The sequence below is a fragment of the Pseudomonas sp. RL_5y_Pfl2_69 genome, assembly GCF_963970465.1.
Taxonomy (GTDB): Bacteria; Pseudomonadota; Gammaproteobacteria; order Pseudomonadales; family Pseudomonadaceae; genus Aquipseudomonas.
The window spans coordinates 304,018-328,599 of the sequence record NZ_CAXAOU010000004.1 but is presented as its reverse complement, the minus strand read 5'-3'; the positions used below and the strand labels follow the sequence as shown (position 1 = coordinate 328,599).

Sequence of the window (24,582 nt, the reverse complement as noted above, 5' to 3'; positions counted from 1 at the left end):
AAAAGCCCTTCACTCTTCTTCTATATCCAGCAGCAGATTTTCCAGCGCCGCCTGATATTCCCCGGGCTCACTCCAAAGGCCGCGCTGCTGAGCCTCCAGCAAGCGCTCGGTCATGTCACGCAAAGCGTGCGGGTTGTGCTCGCGAACAAACTCGCGGGTATCAGGGTCCAGCAGGTAGGCATCCGCCAGCAAGGCGTATTGATGGTCGTCGATCAAATGCGTGGTGGCATCGAACGCGAACAGGTTGTCCAGGGTCGCGGCCATTTCGAACGCGCCTTTATAACCGTGGCGCTTGACCCCGTCGATCCATTTCGGATTGGCTGCCCGCGAGCGGATCACCCGGTTCAGCTCTTCCTTCAGGGTGCGAATCTTCGGCAAGTCCGGCTGGCTGTGATCGCCGTGATAGCTGGCTGCAGCCTCCCCGCGCAACGTCTCCACAGCGGCCAGCATGCCGCCCTGGAACTGGTAGTAATCATTGGAATCCAGCAGGTCGTGTTCGCGATTGTCCTGGTTTTGTACCACGGCCTGCATCTGCCCCAGACGCTGGGCAAACTGGCCGCGGGCCGCCGTGCCTTCATCGGCCACGCCATAGGCATAACCGCCCCAGTTGAGGTACACCTGGGCCAGGTCATCACGGCTTTGCCACAAACGACCGTCAATTGCGTTCTGCACCCCGGCACCATAGGCGCCGGGCTTGGCGCCAAACACCCGCCAGCCCGCCTGGCGCGCTGCCAGTTCGGGTGAGAGTCCATCGCGCTCCAGCTGCTCACGCTCACTGCGCACCTTGGCTGCCAGCGGGTTCAGATCATCCGGCTCATCCAGTGCCGCCACGGCCTGCACGGCGGCATCGAACAGGCGAATCAGATTGGCAAACGCATCCCGGAAGAAGCCCGAAACCCGCAGGGTCACGTCCACCCGTGGACGGTCCAGCAGGCTGACCGGCAGGATTTCAAAGTCATCCACCCGCTGGCTGCCTGTGGCCCATACCGGGCGCACGCCCATCAGTGCCATGGCCTGGGCGATATCATCACCGCCTGTTCGCATGGTCGCCGTGCCCCACACCGACAAGCCCAGTTGGCGCAGGTGGTCGCCGTGATCCTGCAAGTGACGCTCAAGAATCAGGTTGGCCGACTGAAAGCCGATACGCCAGGCCGTCGTAGTCGGCAGGTTGCGCACATCCACTGAAAAGAAGTTGCGACCGGTGGGCAGCACATCCAGGCGTCCGCGACTCGGTGCGCCACTGGGCCCCGCCGGCACAAAACGCCCTCCAAGGGCATCGAGCAGGCCCTGCATCTCGGCCGGCCCGCAGGCATCCAGACGCGGCGCGACGACATCAAGCAGCGCGTCGAAAATCCCCCTGACCTCGGCCCATTGCGCGGTGTCGGGCAATTGCAGCGTGCCCTCCAAAGCCTGTTCAATCAGTTGCGCCGCATATAACTCCAGACGCTCGCGGGTGTCCCCCGCCGTGCGCCAGCGCTCAGCAGTGACGGCCTGCAGCACCGCGGGTTGGCGCGCCGTCCAGGGCTCGGCCAACGCGCAGTCCAGCGGGTCGAAGCCCAGCTCAAAGGCTTTGGCCAGCGCCCGCAGAATGCTCGATTGCGCGCCACGACCATCGCCGCGAGGGATACGCAACAACGCCAGCAAGGTGTCGATCCGCAAGCGTCCGGCAGGCGACTCACCAAAAATATGCAAGCCATCACGGATTTGCGACTCCTTGAGGTCGCACAGATAGGTGTCCAGCCGTGGCAGCCAGATCGCAGCGTCGGCATCGCTGTCCAGCTTCTCGTCCAGTTGCAGCTCACGGTCGATACGGGTTTCACGCACCAGGGCGAGAATGTCCCGTTGCAACTCACGGGCGCGTCGGGGGTCGAGCAACTGCGCTTCGTAATATTCGTCGGCCAGCAACTCCAGATCACGCAGCGGCCCGTAGGTTTCAGCACGGGTCAGCGGCGGCATCAGATGGTCGATGATCACCGCCTGGGTGCGCCGCTTGGCCTGGGCGCCTTCGCCCGGGTCATTGACGATAAAGGGATAGACGTTGGGCATCGGCCCCAGAATTGCGTCCGGCCAGCAGTTTTCGGACAGTCCGACGCCCTTGCCCGGCAGCCATTCCAGATTGCCGTGCTTGCCCACATGCACCACGGCGTGGGCACCATAGGTGTTGCGCAGCCAGAAGTAGAACGCCAGGTAGGCGTGTGGCGGAACCAGATCCGGATCGTGATACACCGCACTGGCATCGACCTGATACCCCCGCGCCGGCTGGATCCCGACAAAGGTCAGGCCAAAGCGCAGACCGGCAATCATCAGCCGCCCACTGCGAAACATCGGATCGTTTTGCGGCTCACCCCAACGTGCAATCACCGCCTGGCGATTAACCTCGGGCAAGCCATTGAACATCCCCATGTACTCATCCAGCGCCAGGCTTTGCAGGCAGGGACGCAGATCCAGGCTGTCCAGATCATTGCTGACGCCCCCCAGCAGAGCCTGGATCAGCGCAGTGCCGGTCTCGGGCAGCTCGCAGTCCACGGGATACCCCTGGGCCTGCAAGGCACGCAGAATATTCAGCGCGGCCGCCGGGGTATCCAGCCCCACACCGTTGCCGATCCGGCCATCGCGGGTCGGATAGTTGGCCAGAATCAGCGCAATCCGTTTTTGCGGGTTCGCCACACGGCTCAGCTCAACCCATCGCCGCGCCAGTTCTGCGACAAAATCCATACGTTCGGGATGGGCGCGATAACACACCACATCCGACTGGCTGCGTTCGCTGCGCCATGCCAGATCCTTGAAGCTGATCGCACGGCTGATGATTCGCCCATCCAGTTCGGGCAACGCGATATGCATCGCCAGGTCCCGAGGCCCCAGGCCTTGCTCGCTGGCTTGCCAGCCGGGCTCGTTGTCCTGGGCACAAATGGCCTGGATCACCGGGATATTGCGGCGAAACGGGCGCAAATGCGGGGTTTCCGGACTCGACTGGGCAAAGCCCGTGGTGTTGAGGATCACCCCGGCCTCAACGTCGTCCAGCAGGTCCTGAACCACGGTCAGGCAGCCCGGTTCCTTGAGGCTGGCCACGGCAATCGGCAAAGGGTTGAGCCCGGCGGCCTGAAGGCGCTGGCAAAACACATCGACAAACGCGGTATTGGCGGCCTGCAAGTGCGAACGATAAAACAACAGCGCCGCAACCGGTTGCCCGACGAGCCATTGGGCCTGCCAGTCCTTGAGTTGGGCATTGGCGTGCACCGGATGATAAATCGCGGTGCGCGGCAGGGTTTGCGGCTCATCCCATTCATAATCGCGGCCCAGCCATTGACTGGCCAGGCAACGATAGAGCTGTTGGGCGTTATGCCGCCCGCCCTGGCGCAAAAAGTGCCACAGACGCTCGCCCTGCTCGGCCGGGACGGTGCTCAGCGCGCTGAGTTCCGGGTCGGGGCGGTCGTCGCCGGGTACCAGAATCAGGGTGACACCACGTTCAGCCAACTGCACCAGGCGCTCGATGCCGTAGCGCCAATAGCCGATGCCGCCGTGCAACGACAGCAAAATCACCTTGGCGTGTTGCAGCACCTGATCGACATACAAGTCGACCGAGCCATGGTTTTGCACCTGCATCGGATTGGCCAGACGCAGGCTTGGATAATCTTCAGGCAACTGCTGTGCCGCTTCGGCAAGCAGTGCCAGGCTTGAATCACCACTGCACAGGATCACCAGCTCGGCGGGGGTCTGCCCCAAGTCGGCAATATTGTCATCCGATACAAAGCCACCGGGCTGGGTCCTGAGCAAATGCATGGTTTATACGCTCAACGCTGTACGCAGGGTGGATTCGAGCAGTGCAGCATCGAGGTCCTGACCGATCAGCACCAGCTTGGTGGTGCGCGCTTCGTCACGGCCCCAGGCGCGGTCGAAGTGCTTGTCAAAGCGCGTACCCACGCCCTGAATCAGCAGACGCATCGGCTTGCCCGGGATCGCCGCAAAGCCCTTGACCCGCAGAATGCCGTGCTTGACCACCAACTGGGTCAGCGCTTCCATCAGTACACGCTCCTCGCCCTCCGGCAGCTCGATGGAAATCGAGTCGAAAGCGTCGTGGTCGTGATCGTCGTGGTCATCATCGCCGTCGTGGTGATGGTCATGGTGGCTGTGGCGGCCATCGATATGATCTTCAGAGCCTGCGCCCAGACCCAGCAATACGTCCAACGGCAAGCGGCCGCTGCTGGCTTCGATGATCTTAACCGCTGGGGGCAGCTCTTCAGCCACTTCGGCGCGCACTTTTGCCAGGTCTTCAGGGCTGATCAGGTCGGCCTTGTTGAGGATCACCAGGTCGGCACTGGCCAGTTGGTCAGCGAACAGCTCGTGCAGCGGCGACTCATGGTCCAGGTTCGGATCAAGCTTGCGCTGGGCATCAACCTGGTCCGGGAACGCGGCAAAGGTGCCAGCGGCCACGGCCGGGCTGTCGACCACGGTAATCACCGCATCCACGGTGCAGGCGCTGCGGATTTCTGGCCACTGGAAGGCTTGCACCAACGGTTTTGGCAGGGCCAGGCCGGAGGTTTCGATCAGGATATGGTCGATATCGCCACGACGAGCCACCAGCTCACGCATGACCGGGAAGAACTCTTCCTGCACGGTGCAGCACAGGCAGCCGTTGGCCAATTCGTAGACGCGACCGTTGGCTTCTTCTTCAGTGCAGCCGATGGTGCACTGCTTGAGAATTTCGCCGTCGATGCCCAACTCGCCGAATTCATTGACGATCACGGCAATGCGACGGCCCTGTGCGTTGTCGAGCATATGGCGCAACAACGTGGTTTTGCCCGAGCCGAGAAAGCCGGTAACGATGGTGACGGGGGTTTTGGCCAGTGTTTTCATCGGATGCCCTATAGCAAAGCGGCGGGCATACGGGACGACGACCGCAGGCAGTGCGCGGTCAGTCTTCGCCACCGGATCACCCCGCCCGGTTGAAGTAAGAATCTGTCACGAGGCAGGTCTCCTGGCTTACGGCTGATACCTACCTTGCGCCTTCCCGCCTGCTGGGCAGTGGCTTTGCAAGATCAATGACCGTTTACAGTTGCGGGGGCAGCCGCGGCATACCGCGTTCCCTTCTTAGCTTCGCGCTGCGAAGAACCTCGAACACGCAAGGCTACGCAGTGCTTTGTAACAGGTCAATGCACAGGTGCGTCCGGGGAGGCGACTGCATTGATGCGGCCAGGCTTTTTGTGACCAGGCACACTGGCTTGCCTGTATCCCGGGCAAGCCAGTGCCCACAGAGGATTTACGCCGCACTTGTGTTCTAATTGCCGCCTTTTTTCAGCCGCCCTGCTTCAAGGATCTGCCCATGCCTGCCACCTGCCCGACCCGCGTCCTGATCATTGGTTACGTGTGGCCCGAACCGCGCTCTTCGGCGGCAGGCGGGCACATGATGCAAATCATCGAGAGTTTTCTGCAGCAAGGCTGGCAGATCACCTTCAGCAGCCCGGCCGGGATTGGTGAACACAAGGCCGACCTCGCTGCCCTGGGTATTGATGAAGTCACCATCGAGCTCAATAACAGCAGCTTCGATGCCTTCATCACCGAACTGGCACCGGATATCGTGCTGTTTGACCGTTTCATGATGGAAGAGCAATTCGGCTGGCGCGTCGAGAAGCATTGCCCGCAAGCCTTGCGCGTACTGGAAACCTCCGACCTGCAAAGCCTGCGCGACGCCCGTCAGCAGCAACTCAAGGCACGTCTCAAGCACGACACCGAGCAGGACGATTTCAGCAGCCTGTTCGCCCCGGCCCAACGCGAAACCTTTGAACAGATGGCCAACGCCGACCTGGCACAACGGGAGATCGCAGCGATTTATCGCAGTGACCTGAACCTGATGATTTCAGAATACGAGATCGATCTGCTGGTCGAGCAGTTCCACGTGCCCAAGGCCCTGCTGCATTGGTGCCCGCTGATGGTCGACAGTGTGCCTGAGGCGTTCGTGCCCTATGAACAGCGTCAGCATTTTCTGAGCATCGGCAATTTTCGCCACGCCCCGAACTGGGATGCCGTGCTATGGATGAAGACCCATATCTGGCCCTTGATCCGTCAGCAACTGCCCACTGCACAACTGCATGTCTACGGCGCCTACACGCCGCCCAAGGCCACTGCACTGCACAACCCGGCACAGGGTTTTCATGTCCTCAACTGGGCTGAAGATGCCCTTGAAGTGATGAGCAATGCGCGTATTTGCATGGCTCCCCTGCGTTTTGGCGCAGGCATCAAAGGCAAGATTGCCGATGCCATGCTCTGCGGCACCCCCAACGTGACTACCCCGGTGGGCGCCGAAGGCATGCACGGCGACCTGCCGTGGGCCGGTGCCATCGAGCGCAGTGCCCGCGGGATTGCGGCGGCAGCGGTCGAGCTGTACCAAAATCCCGAAGCCTGGCATCAGGCCCAGCGCAATGGCCAGGCGCTGCTTGAAGCGCGCTACCTGCAAGGCGTCCACGGCCCGGCACTGGTCGAGCGCATCCAGGCGTGCCGCGCAGAACTTGAGCAGCACCGGCGCAACAACTTCACCGGTGCCATGCTGCGTCATCACCAGCACAAAAGTACCCAATACATGTCGCAGTGGATCGAGGCCAAGAATCGCCCGCTCTGATCAATGCTCAAGTGACCGCGTTGTTTTGAAGAGATCGGCCATATCGATGACATAAGCCGCCATGCCCGGGATCTGTACGGTTGCCGATAAAGGCGGGAACGTCATGGCGCCCTCGGTCAGGGGTTTATCGGGATTGAAGTTCACTGTGATCCGGGTGCCATCTTCGAACACGGTGCGCTGCAGGCTGCGATCATCGGCCAGCACCTCGAAGCCCACCAATGCCTGGGTAAAGAGGCGCTGGTGCAGGGGAGCAAACACCGCGTTGTAGGCGCCGATAAAGGGCATGTCGCGCTTAAGCACTGCCGCGTTGAGGTGATACATCGGCGGGGTCATGTACAGCAGTTGCAGGAGCGCGGTGTTCTGTTGCTCGTTGGAAAACTTCAACGAGGGATACGCCCAGTGATGGGTACTCACCAGACTGTCGTGCAAGACCCGCTGGTACAGCGGCAAGCGATAGCGGTAAGAACGCACCAATAGTGCCAGCTGCGGCTTGAGCGGCACGGTCTTGAAAAAAAGCGTTGGCGTTTCCGGTGGCCAGTATTGGCCCACAAAGAATGGCGACGCCTCATTGCGGCTCATGTCCGGATCAGTCCAGTCGAAGGGTTGCGTGGCAATGCCGTGACTGTAGGCAATATTGGGAGCAAACGTGGACACTCCGCCTTCGCTGCCGGTCACCAGCCCCAGTGTTCTCGAAGGGTAATCCAGGCGTTGACTGAGCATCCGCGCATTCTCGCGCTCACTGGTTTCTCGGCCTTGGGTGTAGTCCGCCGGTGCCGTGCCTGCGGCATCCACATCAAGAAAATAGCTGTTGAGGCCTGCGGCAGCGGTTACGGCAGCCATGCGTTGGCGGGCATAGTCTTGCGCCGCTACGGCATTGGCAAACACACCTATGCCGTTGAAGCCCTCATGGACCTTGCCGTTGACGTCGCGCTGGCCGGCATTGGCCAGTTCGTCACCCATTTGTGCGGCCGCCCAGGTTTGCGGTTCTGAAAGTGGATGGGCATCAGCATAGTTGTCATACACCGCGACCAGATATCCAGCCGCCTTGGCCTTGGCCACGGCCTGCGGGTGCCAGAAGGCATCCAGCCAATCTTTGGCGCCCAGCCATGCGTGTTTCAGGCCAGCCTTTTCGAGGGCGTTGACCGTATCCACCGATAATCCGCCGCCCCAGCGCTCGGGCGGGGCCAAATAGTCTCCAAAGGCGTTGGCCAACTGGGTTTTGACCAGCTTGCCCCACTGCACTTCGGCGGCCGGATCATGCCCGCCAGCCAAAGGTTCCTGCGGGGGCACCGTAACGATCTGACGAAGCCCCTGGTTGAGTGCCCGCACCAGCGTCAACTGGTTGTACGCTGAAATCTCGGAGGTCCGTGACAAGGTGCTCGACAAGGCCAAATCAAACATTGCACGAGTGGGTTGATCGAACCCCGCCCACAGCCTGGCCGCCAAATGCCCCGGTGTGCCCCGTGCTTTGTTGAAGGCCGTGACAAAACTCGACCAGTTCAGGATGTCCGTTACCTTCAACGGCCCGGCGTCCCACACATAAATATGCGGAGCGCCGCCCAACCGGGCCGTTTGCGGCACCTCCCTGATTTTATCGGTCAATGCGCGGAACTGGCCGTTATCCTTGAGCCATTGGCGGTACAATCCGGCACCGTACAGCGGGTCAGCCGGGCCCGCCGCGATGCTCACCACAAACGGCGCATCAGGAGCCAGCCGGTTGAAGGTATGCACCAGCTGCGGTACCGGGACCTGATTGACCTGCTTGACGTCAAACTGGGTATCGAACGGGGTTTCGACCCTCCAGGTGACTGACAGGTCCTGATGCAATTGACTGAAGAACGGCATGCTCAACGCACCGACCAGCGGGTCGCCGGTGTATCGCTTGACCAGCCATTCGAGCCATTTCGGGTCATTGGCTGGAATGTAACTGCCCTCGCCAAAAGGAATGGCATACGCCTGGATATCGCTTTGCAGGCGTGGCCAACGCAAGCTGACTGGCTGGCGCGCCTGGATCGAAACGCGCAACGCGTCCTTGACCACATTGATGCGGATGCTGAACCGCTGCTCCCCGTCGGTGACGTTCCAGCCTTCTGCAGTCTGCTCACTGACCAGGCTGTCCGGGCTGAAACCGGGACCGCTTAGTACCCGCCCAGGCTTGCCAGCACGCAGCAAAGTGATTTCGAGGGTCGCCGGGTCGACCGCAAAAGTGCCATTTGAATAGGGATAGCGGACAGTGGCTGTGGCCGCGCCGGACATCAGCAACGCCAGAAACATCAACAGTGAAAGCCCTGGCAGTTGTCGATTAAACAATAAGGCGCGTAGTTTTTTCTTCATGGAAAAGTCCTGGCGTTGGGCGGGAGGCAAGCACCGAACACTAACGACTTGCGTCAGAACACATACGTAGGACTTTTCCTAAAAACGTTTAGGAATTGGATATATCTACTATCAACACCCTAAACGCTCAATCAGCCCGCCTGCGCAATAAATACGTGTCCATCACCCAGCCCATGCGCGCCCTGGCCGCGCTACGGGCTCCCTTGATCTGCTCGCACACCTCGCTCAGCTTTCCGGCAAGCAGGATCTCGTCCGCCGTACCTATATAAGCCCCCCAGTAGATATCGACGTTTTCATCGACAAACGCCTCGAAGGCGCAGTGGGCATCCAGCATGACCACCACGTTGTCCAGGTCTTGAGCCGTCAACCGCCTGCCCGTCGTGATCCGAATTGGCTGGCCGATATCATTCAGGGGAATGCGATGGCGGGCTGCCAGCGCTTGCACGCTGCTGATGCCGGGAATCACCTGGTAGTCAAAATCGGTGCAACCGTTGGCCCGTACCCGATCCAGGATGCGCAAGGTGCTGTCATACAGACCTGGCTCGCCCCAGAGCAAAAACGCCCCGCATTCGCCGTCGGCCAGTTCGTTGTCAATCAGCCGCGCAAACAGCAACGCCCGTTGCTCGTGCCAATGCTCAACGCCCTGGGTGTAAGAAGTCGTTGCACTGTCGCGTTTCGGGTCGCTGACCTGAACCACCCGGTAACGCGGCTCGCGAATGTAGCGCTCGCATATTTCCAGACGCAGGCGCACCAGATCGTCAGTGGCCTGGCCCTTGTCCAGAACAAAGAACACGTCGACCCGGTTTAACCCATTGATTGCCTGCACGGTGATGTGCTCCGGATCACCGGCGCCCATGCCTATCAATAACAGTGTCTTCATTGCGTTTGATCCTTGGTCCAGGGTCTGTTGCTGGCAGGAAGTATGAGAAGACGTCATCATCCGCTCAACACGTACATTGAGCAGCCCGCCCATGACTCGACTCGCCAGAGCTACAGACCCGTCGTATGAATTGATGGACGACCACAATGGCCTGTCGATTATTTATCGCCAGCATGGTTTTCCCAGCCCCCTGGTACGCTGGCATTTTCACAAGGAATACGAACTGCACCTGATTGTGGCCAGCAGCGGCAAGGTGTTTGTCGGCGACTACATTGGCAACTTTCACCCTGAGACATTGTTCCTCACCGGCCCCAACCTGCCCCATAACTGGATCAGCCAGGTGGCCGCAGGAGAAGTGGTGGCCACCCGCGACATGCTGGTGAACTTCACCGATGAGCTGCTCGAAAACGCCGCATCGATCTTTACCGAGCTTAAAACCCTGACCCCGATGCTGGAACGCGCCCACTACGGCATCGAGTTTCGCTGCACATCCACAATCCGCAAAGCCATGGACCTGATGCAGAGCATAGCCAGCGCTACGGGCGTGACCCGTCTGGGGCACTTTCTGATCCTGCTGGAACTGCTGGCTGAGTGTGATGACTATCAGCTGTTATCCGGGGTAACCACCGGGCAACCGGCCGACGAGCAGACCATCGACCGTACCAACCGGGCCGTGGACTACATCTTCAGCCACTACGCCCGTGAACTGTCCCTCGAAGAAGTCGCCGAGTACATGGGCATGAAGCCCACCTACTTTTCCCGGGTATTCAAGCAGGCCACCGGGCGCTGCTTTATCGAGTTCGTCAATCGCCTGCGTATCAGCAAGTCCTGTGAATTGCTCGCCGATGGCGAAAAGCCCGTCACCGACGTGTGTTTTGAATCTGGCTTCAACAACATTTCCAACTTCAACCGCCGGTTCCAGCAGCTAAAAGGCATGACTCCATCACACTACCGGCGTCTGGCAGTGCAGCGTTTGACCGAGCAAAACCAGCCGGGACTGAGCGAACGCCTGCGCAGTGCAAAATAGTATCGGTTTGAGTGTTGCCAGTGATTTGTCACGACGGTGATTGAGGGCTGTAATCCGCCCAGGCGCTTGCTCCATGCGAGCCGCTATAAAAACAATAACCGTCCTTCTGGCGCCGTGAGGCCGATGAAGTGGAGTGCTCAATGAATATTCCTGTCAAAGCGTTATGTGTCGCTACGTGCATGACCCTCAGCGGCTACAGCCTGGGCGCGCAAACCCTGACCATCGCCACGGTCAACAACAGCGACATGATCCGCATGCAAAAGCTGGCGAAAACCTTCGAGAGCGAGCACCCCGACATCAAGCTCAAATGGGTGGTGCTGGAGGAGAACGTCTTGCGCCAACGCTTGACCACGGACATTGCCACCCAGGGTGGCCAGTTCGACGTGCTGACCATCGGCATGTACGAAGCCGCACTATGGGGAGCCAAAGGCTGGCTTGAACCCATGACCGACCTGCCAGCCACCTACGCCATCGATGATGTATTCCCCTCGGTACGTAACGGTTTGTCAGTCAAGGGCACCCTCTACGCCCTGCCGTTCTATGCCGAAAGCTCGATGACCTATTACCGCACCGATTTGTTCAAGGACGCGGGCTTGACCATGCCCGAGCACCCTACCTGGGAGCAGATCGCCGGGTTCGCCAAAACCCTGAACAAACCGGACCAGGAGCAGTACGGGATTTGCTTGCGCGGTAAAGCGGGCTGGGGCGAAAACATGGCATTGATCAGCACCATCGCCAACGCCTACGGAGCGCGCTGGTTCAACGAACAGTGGCAACCTGAGTTCACCGGCCCAGAGTGGAAGAACGCCCTCGACTTTTACGTCAATACCATGAAGGCTTCAGGCCCACCGGGCGCTACCAGCAACGGCTTCAACGAAAACCTGGCGCTGTTCAACAGCGGCAAATGTGCAATCTGGGTCGATGCCAGTGTCGCCGGTTCGTTTGTCACCGACAGCAGCCAGAGCAAAGTGGCCGATCACGTCGGCTTCACCTTCGCCCCCCAGGCGGTCACCGACAAAGGCAGTGCCTGGCTCTACTCCTGGGCGCTGGCGATCCCCACCAGTTCCAAAGCCAAGGACGCCGCCAAAACCTTCAGCACCTGGGCCACCTCGAGGGAATATGGCGCGCTGGTTGCCGAGAAAGACGGCATCGCCAATGTACCGCCGGGCACCCGTGCGTCGACGTACAGCGATGCCTACCTCAAGGCTGCACCATTTGCCAAAGTCACCCTCGACTCCCTGAAAGTCGCCAACCCCAACGACCCTACGCTCAAGCCCGTGCCCTATGTGGGCATTCAACTGGTGACCATCCCCGAGTTCCAGGCGGTGGGCACCCAGGTTGGCAAGCTGTTCAGTGCCGCCCTGATTGGCCAGACCACAGTGGATCAAGCGCTGGCAGCCGCCCAGCAAACCACCGAGCGTGAAATGAAACGGGCGGGTTATCCCAAGTAAACAAAAAACGCCCGCTTACCTGTAGTCACTGCCGAAGGCGCCGATGGGGCGCCCAGCGTACCCGGCTTATTGAAGAGCCTGCGGACCTTGTCGCAGCCTTAGGCATCGACTACAGAATTACTCGTTTCATCAGGGACTTAACATGACAACTTCGAGTGCTGTCTCATCGCTGGAAATGTCACAGCCAGCGCGAAAATCACGCCTGCTCAGCCCCGGCTGGTTTCTGGTCACGCCTTCAGTGGCGCTTTTGCTGCTGTGGATGATCGTGCCACTGGGCATGACCCTGTATTTTTCTCTGATCCGCTACAACCTGCTCTACCCCGGCGAAAACCAGTTTGTGGGGCTGGAGAACTTCACTTATTTCCTCACCGATTCCGGCTTCTTGCCCGGAGCGTCCAATACCCTGTTGCTGGTAGGCAGCGTGCTGCTGATCAGCGTGGTGCTCGGCGTATTGATCAGCGCCCTGCTTGAAGCCAGCGAATTCATGGGTCGCGGCATCGTTCGGGTGCTGCTGATCTCACCGTTCTTCATCATGCCCACGGTGGGTGCGCTGATCTGGAAAAACCTGATTTTCCATCCGGTGTCCGGCGTGCTGGCCGCCGTGTGGAAGCTGTTCGGCGCGCAACCCGTCGACTGGCTGGCGCACTACCCGTTGCTGTCGATCATCATCATTGTGTCGTGGCAGTGGCTGCCCTTCGCAATCCTGATTCTCATGACCGCCATGCAGTCTCTGGATCAGGAACAAAAAGAAGCCGCACGCCTGGATGGCGCCGGGCCGATTGCAATTTTCTGGCACCTGACCCTGCCCCATCTGGCGCGCCCCATTGCCGTGGTGGTGATGATTGAAACCATCTTTCTGCTGTCGGTCTTCGCCGAGATCTTTACCACCACCAACGGTGGTCCGGGCTATGCGTCGACCAACCTGGCGTACCTGATCTACAACCAGGCGCTGGTGCAATTCGATGTGGGCATGGCCTCGGCCGGTGGCTTGATCGCCGTTGTCATCGCCAATATCGCGGCCATCATTCTGGTGCGCATGCTCGGCAAAAACCTGACTGACAAGCCGTGAGGGCCCAGTGATGACTCTTCAACAATCCCGCCGCCTGCAAAGCCTGCTGCTCGGCACCCTGGCCTGGGCCATCGCCATCCTGATCTTCTTTCCGATCTTCTGGATGGTGCTGACCAGCTTTAAAACCGAGCTGGATGCATTTGCCACGCCGCCACAGTTCATCTTTACCCCGACCCTGGAAAACTACCTGCACATCGAGGATCGCAGCGGTTACTTCCACTTTGCCTGGAACTCGGTCGTCATCTCGTTCACCGCCACCGCCCTGTGCATGCTGATCGCGATTCCGGCGGCCTATTCAATGGCGTTCTACGAAACCAGACGCACCAAAGGCACGCTGCTGTGGATGCTCTCCACCAAAATGCTGCCACCCGTGGGCGTATTGATGCCGATCTACCTGTTGGCCAAGACCTTCGGCCTGCTCGATACCCGCACGGCGCTGATCATCATCTACACCCTGATCAACCTGCCGATTGTGGTGTGGATGATTTACACCTACTTCAAGGACATCCCCAAGGACATCCTCGAAGCCGCCCGCCTTGACGGTGCCACCCTGTGGCAAGAGGTGGTTCGTGTGCTGCTGCCCATCAGCAAGGGCGGTCTGGCCTCAACCCTGCTGTTGTCGTTGATCCTGTGCTGGAACGAGGCCTTCTGGTCGCTGAACCTGACTTCGTCCAGTGCGGCGCCACTGACCGCGCTAATCGCGTCCTACTCAAGCCCCGAAGGCCTGTTTTGGGCCAAGTTGTCAGCGGTGTCGACGCTGGCCTGCGCACCCATTCTGATTTTCGGCTGGATCAGCCAGAAGCAACTGGTACGCGGCTTGTCTTTTGGCGCGGTTAAATAACAACAATGACTGGAGGCCCATCATGGCCAACCTGAAAATCAAGAATCTGCAAAAGGGTTTCGAAGGCTTCTCCATCATCAAGGGCATCGACCTTGAAGTGCACGACCGCGAATTCGTGGTATTCGTCGGGCCATCGGGGTGCGGTAAATCAACGTTGCTGCGCCTGATTGCCGGGCTCGAGGAAGTGACAGACGGCACTATCGAGCTGGACGGTCGCGATATCACCCAGGTCAGCCCGGCCAAGCGCGATCTGGCGATGGTGTTCCAGACCTACGCCCTGTATCCGCACATGAGTGTGCGCAAAAACATGTCCTTCGCCCTCGATCTGGCGGGCGTACCCAAGGCTGAAGTCGAGAAAAAAGTCAGCGAAGCGGCACGGATCCTTGAGCTTGCGCCGTTGCTGGAGCGCAAACCCAAACACTTGTCCGGCGGCCAGCGTCAGCGCGTGGCCATAGGACGAGCGATTGTGCGTAACCCGAAAATATTCCTGTTCGACGAACCACTGTCCAACCTCGATGCCGCCCTGCGGGTACAGATGCGCCTGGAACTGGCGCGTTTGCACCAGGAATTGCAAGCCACGATGATTTACGTGACCCACGATCAGGTCGAAGCCATGACCCTGGCCGACAAAGTGGTGGTGCTCAATGCCGGTAAAATCGAACAGGTCGGCTCGCCACTGGATCTGTATCACCAGCCGGCCAACCTGTTTGTCGCCGGGTTCCTGGGCACACCGAAAATGGGCTTTTTGAAAGGCAGAATCACTCGCCTCGATAGCCAGGGCTGTGAAGTCGAACTGGACGCCGGCACCCGTATTCAATTGCCCCTGAGCGGCGCCTCGCTGAGCCTGGGCAGCCCCGTCACTCTGGGCATCCGCCCCGAGCACCTGAACCTCGCCAAACCCGGCGAATGCGCCCTCAGCGTCACGGCCGATGTTGGCGAACGCTTGGGGAGCGACACCTACTGCCACGTAATAACCGCCTGCGGCGAACCACTGACCATGCGTATCCGGGGCGATATGGCCAGCCAGTACGGCGAGCAATTGAACCTGCACCTGGACAGTGAGCATTGCCATCTGTTCGATGCTGACGGGCTGGCCCTCACCCGCCCATTGCGCGCTGCGGCCTGACGCTGACGACCTTTTTTGAGATAGCACCATGAAACTTAATCGCCTGAATCTCGATAACCTCACCGACAAAGTGGCCAAGCCCGCCTATCTTGCAAGCCATACCCAACATGGCATTGCACATATCGGGGTGGGCGGCTTTCATCGCGCCCATCAGGCGTATTACACCGATGCCCTGATGAGCCAGGGCCGTGATCTTGACTGGAGCATCTGCGGCATTGGCCTGCGCGCCGAGGACCGCAAGGTGCGCGACGATCTGGCCAGTCAGGACTACCTCTATACCCTCTTCGAACTGGGGGATGGCGACGATAACCAGAGCCGGATCATTGGCTCCATCAGTGACATGCTGCTGGCTGAAGATGGCATTCAGGCGCTGATCGACAAACTCGCCAGCCCGGCGATTCGTATCGTTTCACTGACCATCACTGAAGGCGGTTATTGCATTGACGACAGCAGCGGCGAGTTCATGGCTGCGCTGGCGCCCATCCAGCACGACCTGGCCCACCCCGAGGCGCCGACAACGGTATTTGGCGTGCTCTGTGCCGCCCTCGCCCAACGCAGGGCCAACGGCACCCGGGCGTTTACTGTCATGTCCTGCGATAACCTGCCCCACAACGGCGCGGTGGCACGCAAGGCGCTGCTGGCCTTCGCCGCGCTGAGCGATATGAATTTGCATGACTGGATTGCCGCCCATGTCAGCTTTCCCAATGCAATGGTGGACCGCATTACCCCCATGACCAGCGATGCCCATCGCCTGCAACTGCAGGACCAGTTGGGGATCGAAGATGCCTGGCCAGTGGTGTGCGAACCATTTATCCAGTGGGTGCTGGAAGACAAGTTCACCGATGGCCGTCCGGCATGGGAAACCGTGGGTGTACAACTCACGGATGACGTCACGCCCTATGAAGAGATGAAAATCAAACTGCTCAATGGCAGTCACCTGGCGCTGACCTACCTGGGCTTTCTCAAGGGCTATCGCTTTGTCCACGAGACCATGAATGACCCCTTGTTCGTAGCCTACATGCGGGCCTACATGGACCTGGACGTCACGCCGCAGCTGGCACCGGTGCCAGGCATCGACCTTGCGGTTTACAAAGACACCCTGGTCCAGCGTTTTTCCAACCAGGCCATTGCCGACCAGTTGGAGCGCGTGTGTTCTGACGGTTCGTCGAAGTTCCCCAAATTCACCATTCCAACCATCAATCGCCTGATCAGCGATGGCGCGCAGCTTAAGCGTGCGGCGCTGGTGGTGGCTGCCTGGGCGCTGTACCTCAAGGGTGTGGACGAGAACGGGCAAACCTATGACATTCCCGACCCACGAGGCGTGTTTTGCCAGGCTTTGGTCGCGGAGGATGCGCTGATCGTGCAGCGGCTGTTGGGAGTGGAAGAGATTTTTGGCACTGCCATCGCCCAGTCGGCCGAGTTTGTGGCTGCCTTTGAGTGGTGTCTGAACAACTTGCGTGAAGCGGGCGTGAGCGGGACGCTGGAGAAACTGCTGCACCTTTGAACAGCCCTCACCCCACCCCCTTTCCCCGAGGCGGGGGGTGGTTTTTTGACATGACCCAAAACAGGTTCTGCATGAACACTCGCACCTTATTCCTGGGCATCGACTGCGGCACACAGGGCACCAAAGCGCTGATCCTCGACAGCCACAGCGGCCAGGTACTGGGGTTGGGCACTGCGCCCCATACGTTGATCCAGGGTGAGCACGGACGCCGAGAGCAAGACACCGAGCAGTGGTTGCAGGCACTGACGTGTGCCACGCAACAAGCACTGAGCCAGGCCGGTGTCAGCGGCCAGCAGATTCAGGGCATTGGCGTCAGCGGCCAGCAGCACGGGCTGGTGCTGCTGGACAAGAACGGGCATGTTTTACGTCCGGCCAAGCTCTGGTGCGACACCGAGTCGGCTCCCGAAAACCGCCAGTTACTGGAGTGGCTGGGGGGCGAAGCCGGTTCAATGCAGCAGTTGGGGCTGGTTATTGCACCGGGCTACACCGTTTCAAAACTGCTATGGACCAAAATCCATCATCCCCGGGTATTTGCGCAGATTGCCCATATCCTGTTGCCCCATGACTACCTCAATTACTGGCTCACCGGCCGCTGTTGCAGCGAATACGGCGATGCCTCGGGCACCGGTTATTTCAATGTGCGCAGCCGCCAGTGGGACCTCGATATCCTGCGCCATATCGACCCGGATCGCCGTCTTGAACAGGCGCTGCCTGAATTGATCGAGTCTCACCAGCCGGTCGGTTGCCTGCGTCCACAGATTGCCAGGCTGCTGGGGCTCAACCCCGATGCCGTGGTGTCCAGCGGTGGTGGCGACAACATGCTCGGCGCCATTGGCACGGGCAATATTGAACCGGGGATTATCACCATGAGCCTGGGTTCATCAGGCACGGTGTATGCCTTTGATCCGCAGCCCCAGATCAGCCCCGACTCGTCGGTGGCCAGCTTCTGCTCGTCAAGCGGCGGCTGGCTCCCCTTGATCTGCACCCTCAACCTGACCAATGTCACAGGCGCCGTACGGACATTGTTCGGGCTGCCCCTGGAGGCCTTCAATCAACTGGCCAGCCAGGCACCGATTGGCACTGAAGGGGTCAGCCTGCTGCCCTTTCTCAATGGTGAACGGGTGCCCGCCCTGCCCGATGCCAGCGGCAGTTTCCAGGGCCTTACCCTGGCCAACATGACCCAGGCCAATCTGTGCAGAGCCGCCATCGAAGGCACCACCTATGGCCTGCGCTACGGCCTGGACCTGCTGCGCAAGAACGGGATGCAAAGCCGCACCATACGACTGGTGGGCGGCGGTTCGAAAAGCCCGTTGTGGCGCCAGATCGTCGCCGACATCATGAACACCCCGGTGGTCTGCACCGAACAAAGCGAAGCTGGCGCCCTAGGCGCGGCAATTCAGGCCGCCTGGTGTGTGGGTGCTGGTCGTCAAACGCTGGCACAGCTGTGTCAGCGTTGCGTGCGCCTCGACCAGGCGGGCGAAACCCGCCCCGTTGCAACGAATGTGCAAGCCTATGAACACTTCTATCTACGCTACCGACAACAGGTCGCGGCCTTAACCGAGTAAACGTTATGTATGTGATATGCGGAGAAGCACTGTTTGATTTTTTCGCGCAAGCGCAAAGCTGCGCACAAGCGAACAAAGTCGAGTTCAAGGCCATTGCCGGGGGGTCGCCGTTCAACGTGGCCGTGGGCCTGCGTCGCCTGGGCATCGACACCGCACTGTTTGCCGGATTGTCGACGGACTATCTGGGCCAGCGCCTGAAGCAAGTCCTGCTGGACGAAGGCGTCAGTGACCAGTTCCTGATCAGGATGGACGCCCCTACCACCCTGGCCATGGTCGCGCTGGATGCCAACGGCTCCCCTGCCTACAGCTTTCGCGGCGAAGGCTGCGCCGACCGGCAGTTGCACACCCGTCATTTGCCCCAGTTGGGCCCTGAAGTACGCGGGCTGCATGTCGGGTCTTTTTCATTGGTGGTGCAACCGGTTGCCGATACCTTGCTGGCACTGGTCAAGCGCGAAAGCGGGCGGCGGCTGATCAGCCTCGACCCGAATGTGCGCCTCAACCCTGAACCGGATATTGAAGTATGGCGTCAGCGCATCAATGAACTGATCCCCTATGCCGATGTGATCAAAGTCAGTGATGAAGACCTGGAGCTGCTGTACCCGGGGCAAGACCCGCAAGAGATAGCCCGGTCATGGTTGAGCCATCGCTGCCAACTGGTGTTTTTGACCCGTGGCAGCCAGGGCGCCAGTGTCTGGAGCCGCGAGCATGGCCTGCGCACGGCGGCGGCCACCCGCGTAGACGTTGCGGACACCGTAGGCGCGGGCGATACCTTTCAGGCGGCAGTGATCGCCTGGTTGACCGAGCATGGGCTGGACTCCATCGAGGGTCTGCAGCAGTTGAGTGCCACCCAACTCGACACCCTGCTCGACTTCGCCAGCCGCGCCGCCGCCCTCACCTGCAGCAAAACCGGCCCGGACTTACCCTATCGCGCGCAGCTGGTCTGATTCATAGATCCGCACTACCTGTGGGAGCGGGGCCTGCCCGCTCTTACAAAGATCCGTAACACCCGCGCGTCACCAGATCGACAGGTTATAGCTGACGATCAGGCGGGTTTCATCCACGTCACGGGCGAACTGGGCGTAGCTGGTCCGGTAGGTCGCATTTCGCAAGCGCAGGCTGACGTCCTTGAACGTGCCGCTCTGCACGATGTACTTCAGCTCGCTATCACGCTCCCACTCCTTGCCTTCTTCGGTGCTGCCAACCACTTTGATGTGGTCGCCATTCACATAGCGCGTCAGGAACGACAAACCGTCAATGCCGATGGCCTTGAAGTCATAGTCATAACGCAACTGCCAGGAGCGCTCCTGGGCATTGGCAAAATCGTTGACCTGCAAGTAGTTGACCAGGTACGGGTTGCTGCCATCCAGATACGGCATCGACGTGTCACCGTTCATGCGCTGCCAGCCCGCGCTGACCTTATGCCCGCCCACCGAGTAACCGAGCATGACGCCCAGGGCGCGGTTGTCGATGGTCGAGGCCTTGGCAGAACCCGCGTCATCACTCTTGAGCAAGCGCACATCGGCTGAGAGCACGCCCGGACCCACCGGCTGGCTGGCGAGCACACCGACAAATTGCTGGCGGTAGATGTCTTGCAGCTCCGCGTAGTGATATTGCGCGGTCAGGCGATCGTTAACCTTGTAGTCCAACCCGAACAGAGTGAAGTGATCGGCGGTGACATTGCAGGCATAACGCTTGTTCTTGCAGTTCAGGCGCAGGTCCTGGGAATCGGTGGAATCACGGGCGGTATAGCGATCAAGGCGCGAGGCCGTGAACTTGAGGTCCCTGATTTCCTGGGAGACCAGCATGGCACCGTTGAACTGGGTGGGCAGCAGTCGGCCATCGTTGTACTTGAGCAGCGGCAGGTCAGGCAGCAGCGCACCATACTTGAGTACGGTCTGTGACACGCGCATCTTGGCCGTCAGCCCGAACTTGGCGTATTGATCCTTGGAACGACGCGGATCATTGCCGGTCGAAGGTAGCAGGCCGCTGTTGCTGTCGGCAGGGCTGGAGTCCAGTTTCAGACCCAGCATGCCCAGCGCATCGAGGCCAAAACCGACGGTGCCTTCGGTATAACCCGATTGCAGGTTGAGGATAAAACCTTGAGCCGTTTCATCACGCTTGGAAGCGCCCTGGGGATTTGAGCTGCTGCCATCGCGAAAGTCACGATTGAAATACACCGTGCGCGCTTCCAGTTTGGCGCTGCTGTCTTCGATGAAACCGCCGGCTTGTGACTGTGCGGCAAAACCGGCACACACTGCCAGCGCACCCAAGCGTGATACCCGGCACTGCGCCAACACTGTTAAAGGAACAACCATCTACAAGCTCCAGCAGCCAATCAAGGCAGGATGAAAGCGATCGAAGGCACACGGACTATCACGTGGGCACATTCAATCGAAAAAAAGGGGCGCAATTGTACGAAAGGCTTAGCCTGAGCCTCATTGGACCTTAGTCGCAGTGTCAGGGACGCGGCTTGCAGCAACGTCGATAGCATTGAGCCGCTATCCGGCATCCAATAGACTTATTGAGTGATTTACTCCAGGACTTACCATGGCAACCAAGAGTTCAAGGCGCTACCAACGCTTGCAGGCCAGTGCCACCGAACAGGCATTGCTGGAGCTTAACGAGACCCTTGAGGAACGCGTGGCCGAACGTACCCGGGCGCTGGCCGAGGCCAACCTGCAGTTGCAGCGCGAGATACAGGAACGCGCTCGCGCCGAGGAGGCCCTGCGCCATGGGCAAAAAATGGAAGCCGTGGGCCAGTTGACCGGCGGTATCGCCCACGACTTCAACAATATGCTGACCGGGATTATTGCCAGCCTGGATTTAATGAAGCGCTATATCGCGGCTGGCCGTATCGACGAAGTAGAGCGTTTTGCCGATGCCGCCGTGTCTTCCGCACAACGGGCAGCCGCACTGACCAATCGCCTGCTGACGTTTTCGCGCCGTCAGTCACTGGACCGCAAGCCCCTGGACCCCAATCAGCTGGTGAGTTCGTTGCAGGCGCTGTTCAGTAACGCCACGGGCGCGCACATCGATCTGATCCTGGAGCTGGGGCCGAACATATGGCCGATCAACACCGACACCGGCCAGCTTGAAAGCGCCCTGCTCAATCTGATGATCAACGCCCGGGATGCGATGCCTGAAGGTGGCACCCTGGTGATCAAAACAGCCAACCACTATCTTGACGCCAGTGATCTCAGCACCCTGGAAGCGGTCAGCTCAGGGGATTACGTGATGCTTGAGGTGAGTGACGACGGTACGGGCATGACCCCGCAAACCCTTGCCAAAGCCTTTGACCCCTTTTTCACCACCAAGCCCGTGGGCCAGGGCACGGGGCTGGGGTTGTCGATGATTTACGGGTTTGCCCAGCAGTCTGGCGGGCATGTCAGCATCAGCAGCCAGAGCGGTTGCGGCACCCGGGTGTGCCTGTACCTGCCGCGCTACCACAGCCCCGAAGCGAAAACTCAGGCATAATCCGCGCCCGCGCACTATGCCCTACAGTTCCAAGGTAAAGATCCCATGAAAGCTCAAGCCCGCCATATCCTGGTGAAGACCGCCGAAGAAGCCGAATCGCTCAAGCAACGCATCGCCAAGGGCGAAGCCTTCGATGTGCTGGCGAAAAAATTCTCGACCTGTCCGTCGGGCAAACGTGGCGGCGATCTGGGGGAAGTGCGGCCTGGGCAGATGGTGGGCGTTATCGACCAGATCATCTTCAAGAAGCCACTGCGGGTGGTACACGGCCCGATCAAAAGCAAGTTCGGCTACCACCTTGTGCAAGTGTTCTACCGCGACTGAATTTATCGTGTGGGAGCTGACTTGCCTGCGATGCTGGCGACGTGGTCTGACGGCAAGACCGGGGCGATGCCATCGCGAGCAAGCCCGCTCCCCCACCTTGATCTTGTAGTCATGGACACCACAGATCCTGTGGGAGCTGACTTGCCTGCGATGCTGGTGACGCGGTCTGACGCCAAGACCCGGGCGATGCCATCGCGAGCAAGCCCGCTCCCACATTGACCTTGTAATCATGGACACCACAGATCCTGTGGGAGCTGGCTTGCCTGCGATGCTGGTGACTCGGTCTGACAGCAAGACCAGGGCGATGCCATCGCGAGCAAGCCCGCTCCCACAGTGATCCTGTAGTCATGGACACCACAGAACCTGTGGGAGCTGGCTTGCCTGCGATGCTGGCGACGCGGTCTGGCGGCAAGGCCGGTGTGATGCCATCGCGAGCAAGCCCGCTCCCACATTGATCTTGTAGTCATGGACACCACAGATCCTGTGGGAGCAGGCTTGCCTGCGATACTGGTGACGCGGTCTGACAGCAAGACCGGGGCGATGCCATCGCGAGCAAGCCCGCTCCCACAGTGATCTTGTAGTCATGGACACCACAGAACCTGTGGGAGCTGGCTTGCCTGCGATGCTGGCGACGCGGTCTGGCGGCAAGGCCGGTGCGATGCCATCGCGAGCAAGCCCGCTCCCACGGGTTAAAACTCTATGGCAAAGCGCTCAAGCACATTGAACTGCTCATCGACCACACAACCCGTGCGCCACTTGTCAAAAGTCAGGCAAGGATGGGAGGTGCCAAAGCTGATGATGTCTCCAACGCGCAACTGCGACCCCTCGGCAACGGTCATGAAGGCATGCTGGTCCATCACCGCCGTGACCTTGCACCCGCTGACATCATCGCCCACCGCCGGTATCACACCTTCGCGATATCGCTTTAACGGCAGCGGCAAGCCCGCATCAAACGCCACGTCGCGCTTGCCCAGTGCAATCACCGCAAACCCCGGCTCGGGCAGCGATTGCACGTGAGCCCAGACTTCCAGCGCCGGGCGCAAGCCTTCGTGCAAGTCCTGACGTCGATCCAGTACGCAGCACTGAGCGTCCTTGTAGATGCCGTGGTCGTGAACCACGTAACTGCCCGGGCGCAGCACACTGAGAAAACGCCCGCCAGCCGCCTCGGCCTCGAAGCCTTCAGCAATCAGGTCATACCAGGCCGAGCCCGAGGCGGTAATGATCGGTTGTTCCAGGGCAAATGCACCGTCGGCCTGCAGTCGCAGGGCCAGACGCACCAGTGAAGCCGCAAATTCGCGAATCCCGCTGACGGCCTGTTCTCCATGAATGACCCCTTCATAGCCTTCGATGCCGGTCAGGGCCAACGATGGCTGTAGCTTGATCGCCGCCGCCAGTTCCATGACTTGCTGTTCGGTGCGGCAACCACAACGCCCGCCTGCCACGCCGTATTCAATCATCACGTTCAAGCGCTGCCCACGTTCGGCAAAGTAAGCGCCCAGGGCTGCCACGTTGTCCGGATGGTCGACCATGCAGTGAAATTCGAATGCCGGGTCGGTCTGCAAGTCGGCAATCAACGCCATATTGGCCCGGCCCACCAACTGGTTGGCCATCAGTACTCGACGTACACCCCCGGCATAAGCCGTACAGGTTTGTACCGCAGTGGCCAGGGTCAACCCCCAGGCGCCCTGGTCCAGCTGGCGACGAAACAGCGCCGGGGCCATGCTGGTTTTGCCGTGGGGTGCCAACACCGCGCCGCTGCGGGTGACAAAGTCCTGCATCCAGCGAATGTTGTGCTCCAGCGCGTCACGGTGAATCACCAGTGCGGGCAGGCTCACGTCATGAACCAGGTGATCGCCGGGGCGGGCTGCGCCTTTGAGAATCGGCTGATTGTTCGACGTATTCGACACACTCAACTCCTCAAGTTTCAGCGCTTGGCTTTATAGGCGATGCAATCGATCTCGACCTTGCAATCGACCATCATCATGGCCTGCACACAGGCACGTGCCGGTGCATGTTCGCTTTTGAAGTACGACGCGAACACCTTGTTGAAACTCCAGAAGTCCCGCGGGTCCTGCAGCCATACGCCCGCGCGGACCACATCTTCGAGGCCATAACCGGCCTCTTCGAGGATGGCGACCAGGTTTTGCATGGTTTTGTGGGTCTGCTCGACAATCCCGCCGTTAATGATTTCACCGTTTTCCATGGCAACCTGGCCGGACACGTGCAGCCAGCCATCAGCCTCTACAGCGCGGGCGAAAGGCAAAGGCTGGCCGCCTGCGCCTACAGCGCCGGTACCGAAACGTTTGATGCTCATAAGGGGGAACTCCGGGGTCAAGTAAGGCGCTTCATGCGCCACAACCCCGGCAGTTTGCCATAA

The 24,582-nt window shown here is 60.0% G+C and carries 17 protein-coding genes, 1 pseudogene and 1 riboswitch; of the genes and pseudogenes, 11 read left to right on the top strand and 7 right to left on the bottom strand.

What is annotated here, in order from left to right:
* Nucleotides 1-9: 9 nt before the first annotated feature.
* Both cobN and cobW read right to left on the bottom strand, forming a co-directional pair.
* A complete protein-coding gene (cobN, locus tag AACY07_RS09810) occupies nt 10-3,780 on the bottom strand; it encodes a cobaltochelatase subunit CobN (RefSeq protein WP_339474609.1) in 3,771 nt (1,256 codons plus the stop codon).
* 3 nt (nt 3,781-3,783) lie between these two features.
* Nucleotides 3,784-4,854, bottom strand: coding sequence for a cobalamin biosynthesis protein CobW (cobW, locus tag AACY07_RS09805; RefSeq protein ID WP_019827174.1), 1,071 nt, complete (start codon nt 4,852-4,854; stop codon nt 3,784-3,786).
* Between the two features lie 94 nt (nt 4,855-4,948).
* Nucleotides 4,949-5,129, bottom strand: a riboswitch (cobalamin riboswitch).
* A 191-nt stretch (nt 5,130-5,320) separates the two neighbouring features.
* On the opposite strand from cobW, the gene AACY07_RS09800 reads away from it, so the two are divergent.
* Nucleotides 5,321-6,613, top strand: a complete 1,293-nt coding sequence (locus AACY07_RS09800) for a glycosyltransferase (RefSeq protein ID WP_339474607.1) — start codon at nt 5,321-5,323, stop codon at nt 6,611-6,613.
* Here the strand turns inward: AACY07_RS09800 and AACY07_RS09795 are convergent, their stop codons facing one another.
* Entirely contained in the window at nt 6,614-8,947 is a 2,334-nt protein-coding gene (locus AACY07_RS09795; protein WP_339474605.1) for a glycoside hydrolase, read from the bottom strand. It lies immediately after the preceding gene.
* A 127-nt stretch (nt 8,948-9,074) separates the two neighbouring features.
* Nucleotides 9,075-9,827 carry a precorrin-6A synthase (deacetylating) gene (cobF, locus tag AACY07_RS09790; RefSeq protein WP_339474604.1) on the bottom strand — a complete coding sequence of 251 codons (753 nt, stop codon included), beginning with the start codon at nt 9,825-9,827 and terminating at the stop codon, nt 9,075-9,077.
* 91 nt (nt 9,828-9,918) lie between these two features.
* Here cobF and AACY07_RS09785 point away from each other — a divergent pair, with 91 nt between their 5' ends.
* From AACY07_RS09785 to AACY07_RS09750, 8 genes are all read left to right on the top strand, one after another.
* The gene (locus tag AACY07_RS09785; RefSeq protein ID WP_133079581.1) at nt 9,919-10,854 is read left to right on the top strand and encodes a helix-turn-helix domain-containing protein; all 936 of its coding nucleotides are present in this window, start codon (nt 9,919-9,921) and stop codon (nt 10,852-10,854) included.
* A 179-nt stretch (nt 10,855-11,033) separates the two neighbouring features.
* A complete protein-coding gene (locus AACY07_RS09780) occupies nt 11,034-12,305 on the top strand; it encodes an ABC transporter substrate-binding protein (protein WP_445261368.1) in 1,272 nt (423 codons plus the stop codon).
* 142 nt (nt 12,306-12,447) lie between these two features.
* Entirely contained in the window at nt 12,448-13,374 is a 927-nt protein-coding gene (locus AACY07_RS09775) for a carbohydrate ABC transporter permease (RefSeq protein ID WP_339474602.1), read from the top strand.
* Nucleotides 13,375-13,381: 7 nt separating this feature from the next.
* A complete protein-coding gene (locus AACY07_RS09770) occupies nt 13,382-14,215 on the top strand; it encodes an ABC transporter permease subunit (protein ID WP_133079578.1) in 834 nt (277 codons plus the stop codon).
* A 22-nt stretch (nt 14,216-14,237) separates the two neighbouring features.
* Nucleotides 14,238-15,341, top strand: a complete 1,104-nt coding sequence (locus AACY07_RS09765) for an ABC transporter ATP-binding protein (protein ID WP_326397934.1) — start codon at nt 14,238-14,240, stop codon at nt 15,339-15,341.
* Nucleotides 15,342-15,369: 28 nt separating this feature from the next.
* Nucleotides 15,370-16,845 carry a mannitol dehydrogenase family protein gene (locus tag AACY07_RS09760; protein ID WP_339474599.1) on the top strand — a complete coding sequence of 492 codons (1,476 nt, stop codon included), beginning with the start codon at nt 15,370-15,372 and terminating at the stop codon, nt 16,843-16,845.
* A gap of 71 nt (nt 16,846-16,916) precedes the next feature.
* On the top strand, nt 16,917-18,410 hold the full coding sequence (xylB, locus tag AACY07_RS09755; protein WP_339474597.1) for a xylulokinase: 1,494 nt from the start codon (nt 16,917-16,919) through the stop codon (nt 18,408-18,410).
* Nucleotides 18,411-18,415: 5 nt separating this feature from the next.
* Nucleotides 18,416-19,354 carry a carbohydrate kinase family protein gene (locus AACY07_RS09750; protein ID WP_326426706.1) on the top strand — a complete coding sequence of 313 codons (939 nt, stop codon included), beginning with the start codon at nt 18,416-18,418 and terminating at the stop codon, nt 19,352-19,354.
* A 69-nt stretch (nt 19,355-19,423) separates the two neighbouring features.
* On the opposite strand, the gene AACY07_RS09745 is transcribed toward AACY07_RS09750, so the two are convergent.
* On the bottom strand, nt 19,424-20,725 hold the full coding sequence (locus AACY07_RS09745; RefSeq protein ID WP_339474595.1) for an OprD family porin: 1,302 nt from the start codon (nt 20,723-20,725) through the stop codon (nt 19,424-19,426).
* 280 nt (nt 20,726-21,005) lie between these two features.
* Here AACY07_RS09745 and AACY07_RS09740 point away from each other — a divergent pair.
* Both AACY07_RS09740 and AACY07_RS09735 read left to right on the top strand, forming a co-directional pair.
* Nucleotides 21,006-21,857: pseudogene (locus AACY07_RS09740) on the top strand (sensor histidine kinase); the annotation flags it as partial.
* Nucleotides 21,858-21,929: 72 nt separating this feature from the next.
* Nucleotides 21,930-22,205, top strand: coding sequence for a peptidylprolyl isomerase (locus AACY07_RS09735; RefSeq protein WP_003445327.1), 276 nt, complete (start codon nt 21,930-21,932; stop codon nt 22,203-22,205).
* Between the two features lie 689 nt (nt 22,206-22,894).
* On the opposite strand, the gene AACY07_RS09730 is transcribed toward AACY07_RS09735, so the two are convergent.
* Both AACY07_RS09730 and AACY07_RS09725 read right to left on the bottom strand, forming a co-directional pair.
* Nucleotides 22,895-24,112 carry an amino acid deaminase gene (locus AACY07_RS09730; protein ID WP_339474593.1) on the bottom strand — a complete coding sequence of 406 codons (1,218 nt, stop codon included), beginning with the start codon at nt 24,110-24,112 and terminating at the stop codon, nt 22,895-22,897.
* A 17-nt stretch (nt 24,113-24,129) separates the two neighbouring features.
* Nucleotides 24,130-24,519: a RidA family protein gene (locus AACY07_RS09725; RefSeq protein WP_133076790.1), complete on the bottom strand. Its 390-nt coding sequence runs from the start codon at nt 24,517-24,519 to the stop codon at nt 24,130-24,132.
* Nucleotides 24,520-24,582 lie beyond the last annotated feature (63 nt).

Bases quoted from the DNA above. Each gene is read 5' to 3' on its own strand.
- xylB (WP_339474597.1), top strand. From the start codon at position 16,917: ATGAACACTCGCACCTTATTCCTGGGCATCGACTGCGGCACACAGGGC.
- AACY07_RS09785 (WP_133079581.1), top strand. From the start codon at position 9,919: ATGACTCGACTCGCCAGAGCTACAGACCCGTCGTATGAATTGATGGAC.
- AACY07_RS09775 (WP_339474602.1), top strand. From the start codon at position 12,448: ATGACAACTTCGAGTGCTGTCTCATCGCTGGAAATGTCACAGCCAGCG.
- cobN (WP_339474609.1), bottom strand. From the start codon at position 3,780: ATGCATTTGCTCAGGACCCAGCCCGGTGGCTTTGTATCGGATGACAAT.
- cobW (WP_019827174.1), bottom strand. From the start codon at position 4,854: ATGAAAACACTGGCCAAAACCCCCGTCACCATCGTTACCGGCTTTCTC.
- AACY07_RS09750 (WP_326426706.1), top strand. From the start codon at position 18,416: ATGTATGTGATATGCGGAGAAGCACTGTTTGATTTTTTCGCGCAAGCG.
- AACY07_RS09735 (WP_003445327.1), top strand. From the start codon at position 21,930: ATGAAAGCTCAAGCCCGCCATATCCTGGTGAAGACCGCCGAAGAAGCC.
- AACY07_RS09780 (WP_445261368.1), top strand. From the start codon at position 11,034: ATGACCCTCAGCGGCTACAGCCTGGGCGCGCAAACCCTGACCATCGCC.
- AACY07_RS09760 (WP_339474599.1), top strand. From the start codon at position 15,370: ATGAAACTTAATCGCCTGAATCTCGATAACCTCACCGACAAAGTGGCC.
- AACY07_RS09795 (WP_339474605.1), bottom strand. From the start codon at position 8,947: ATGAAGAAAAAACTACGCGCCTTATTGTTTAATCGACAACTGCCAGGG.
- cobF (WP_339474604.1), bottom strand. From the start codon at position 9,827: ATGAAGACACTGTTATTGATAGGCATGGGCGCCGGTGATCCGGAGCAC.
- AACY07_RS09745 (WP_339474595.1), bottom strand. From the start codon at position 20,725: ATGGTTGTTCCTTTAACAGTGTTGGCGCAGTGCCGGGTATCACGCTTG.
- AACY07_RS09765 (WP_326397934.1), top strand. From the start codon at position 14,238: ATGGCCAACCTGAAAATCAAGAATCTGCAAAAGGGTTTCGAAGGCTTC.
- AACY07_RS09800 (WP_339474607.1), top strand. From the start codon at position 5,321: ATGCCTGCCACCTGCCCGACCCGCGTCCTGATCATTGGTTACGTGTGG.
- AACY07_RS09725 (WP_133076790.1), bottom strand. From the start codon at position 24,519: ATGAGCATCAAACGTTTCGGTACCGGCGCTGTAGGCGCAGGCGGCCAG.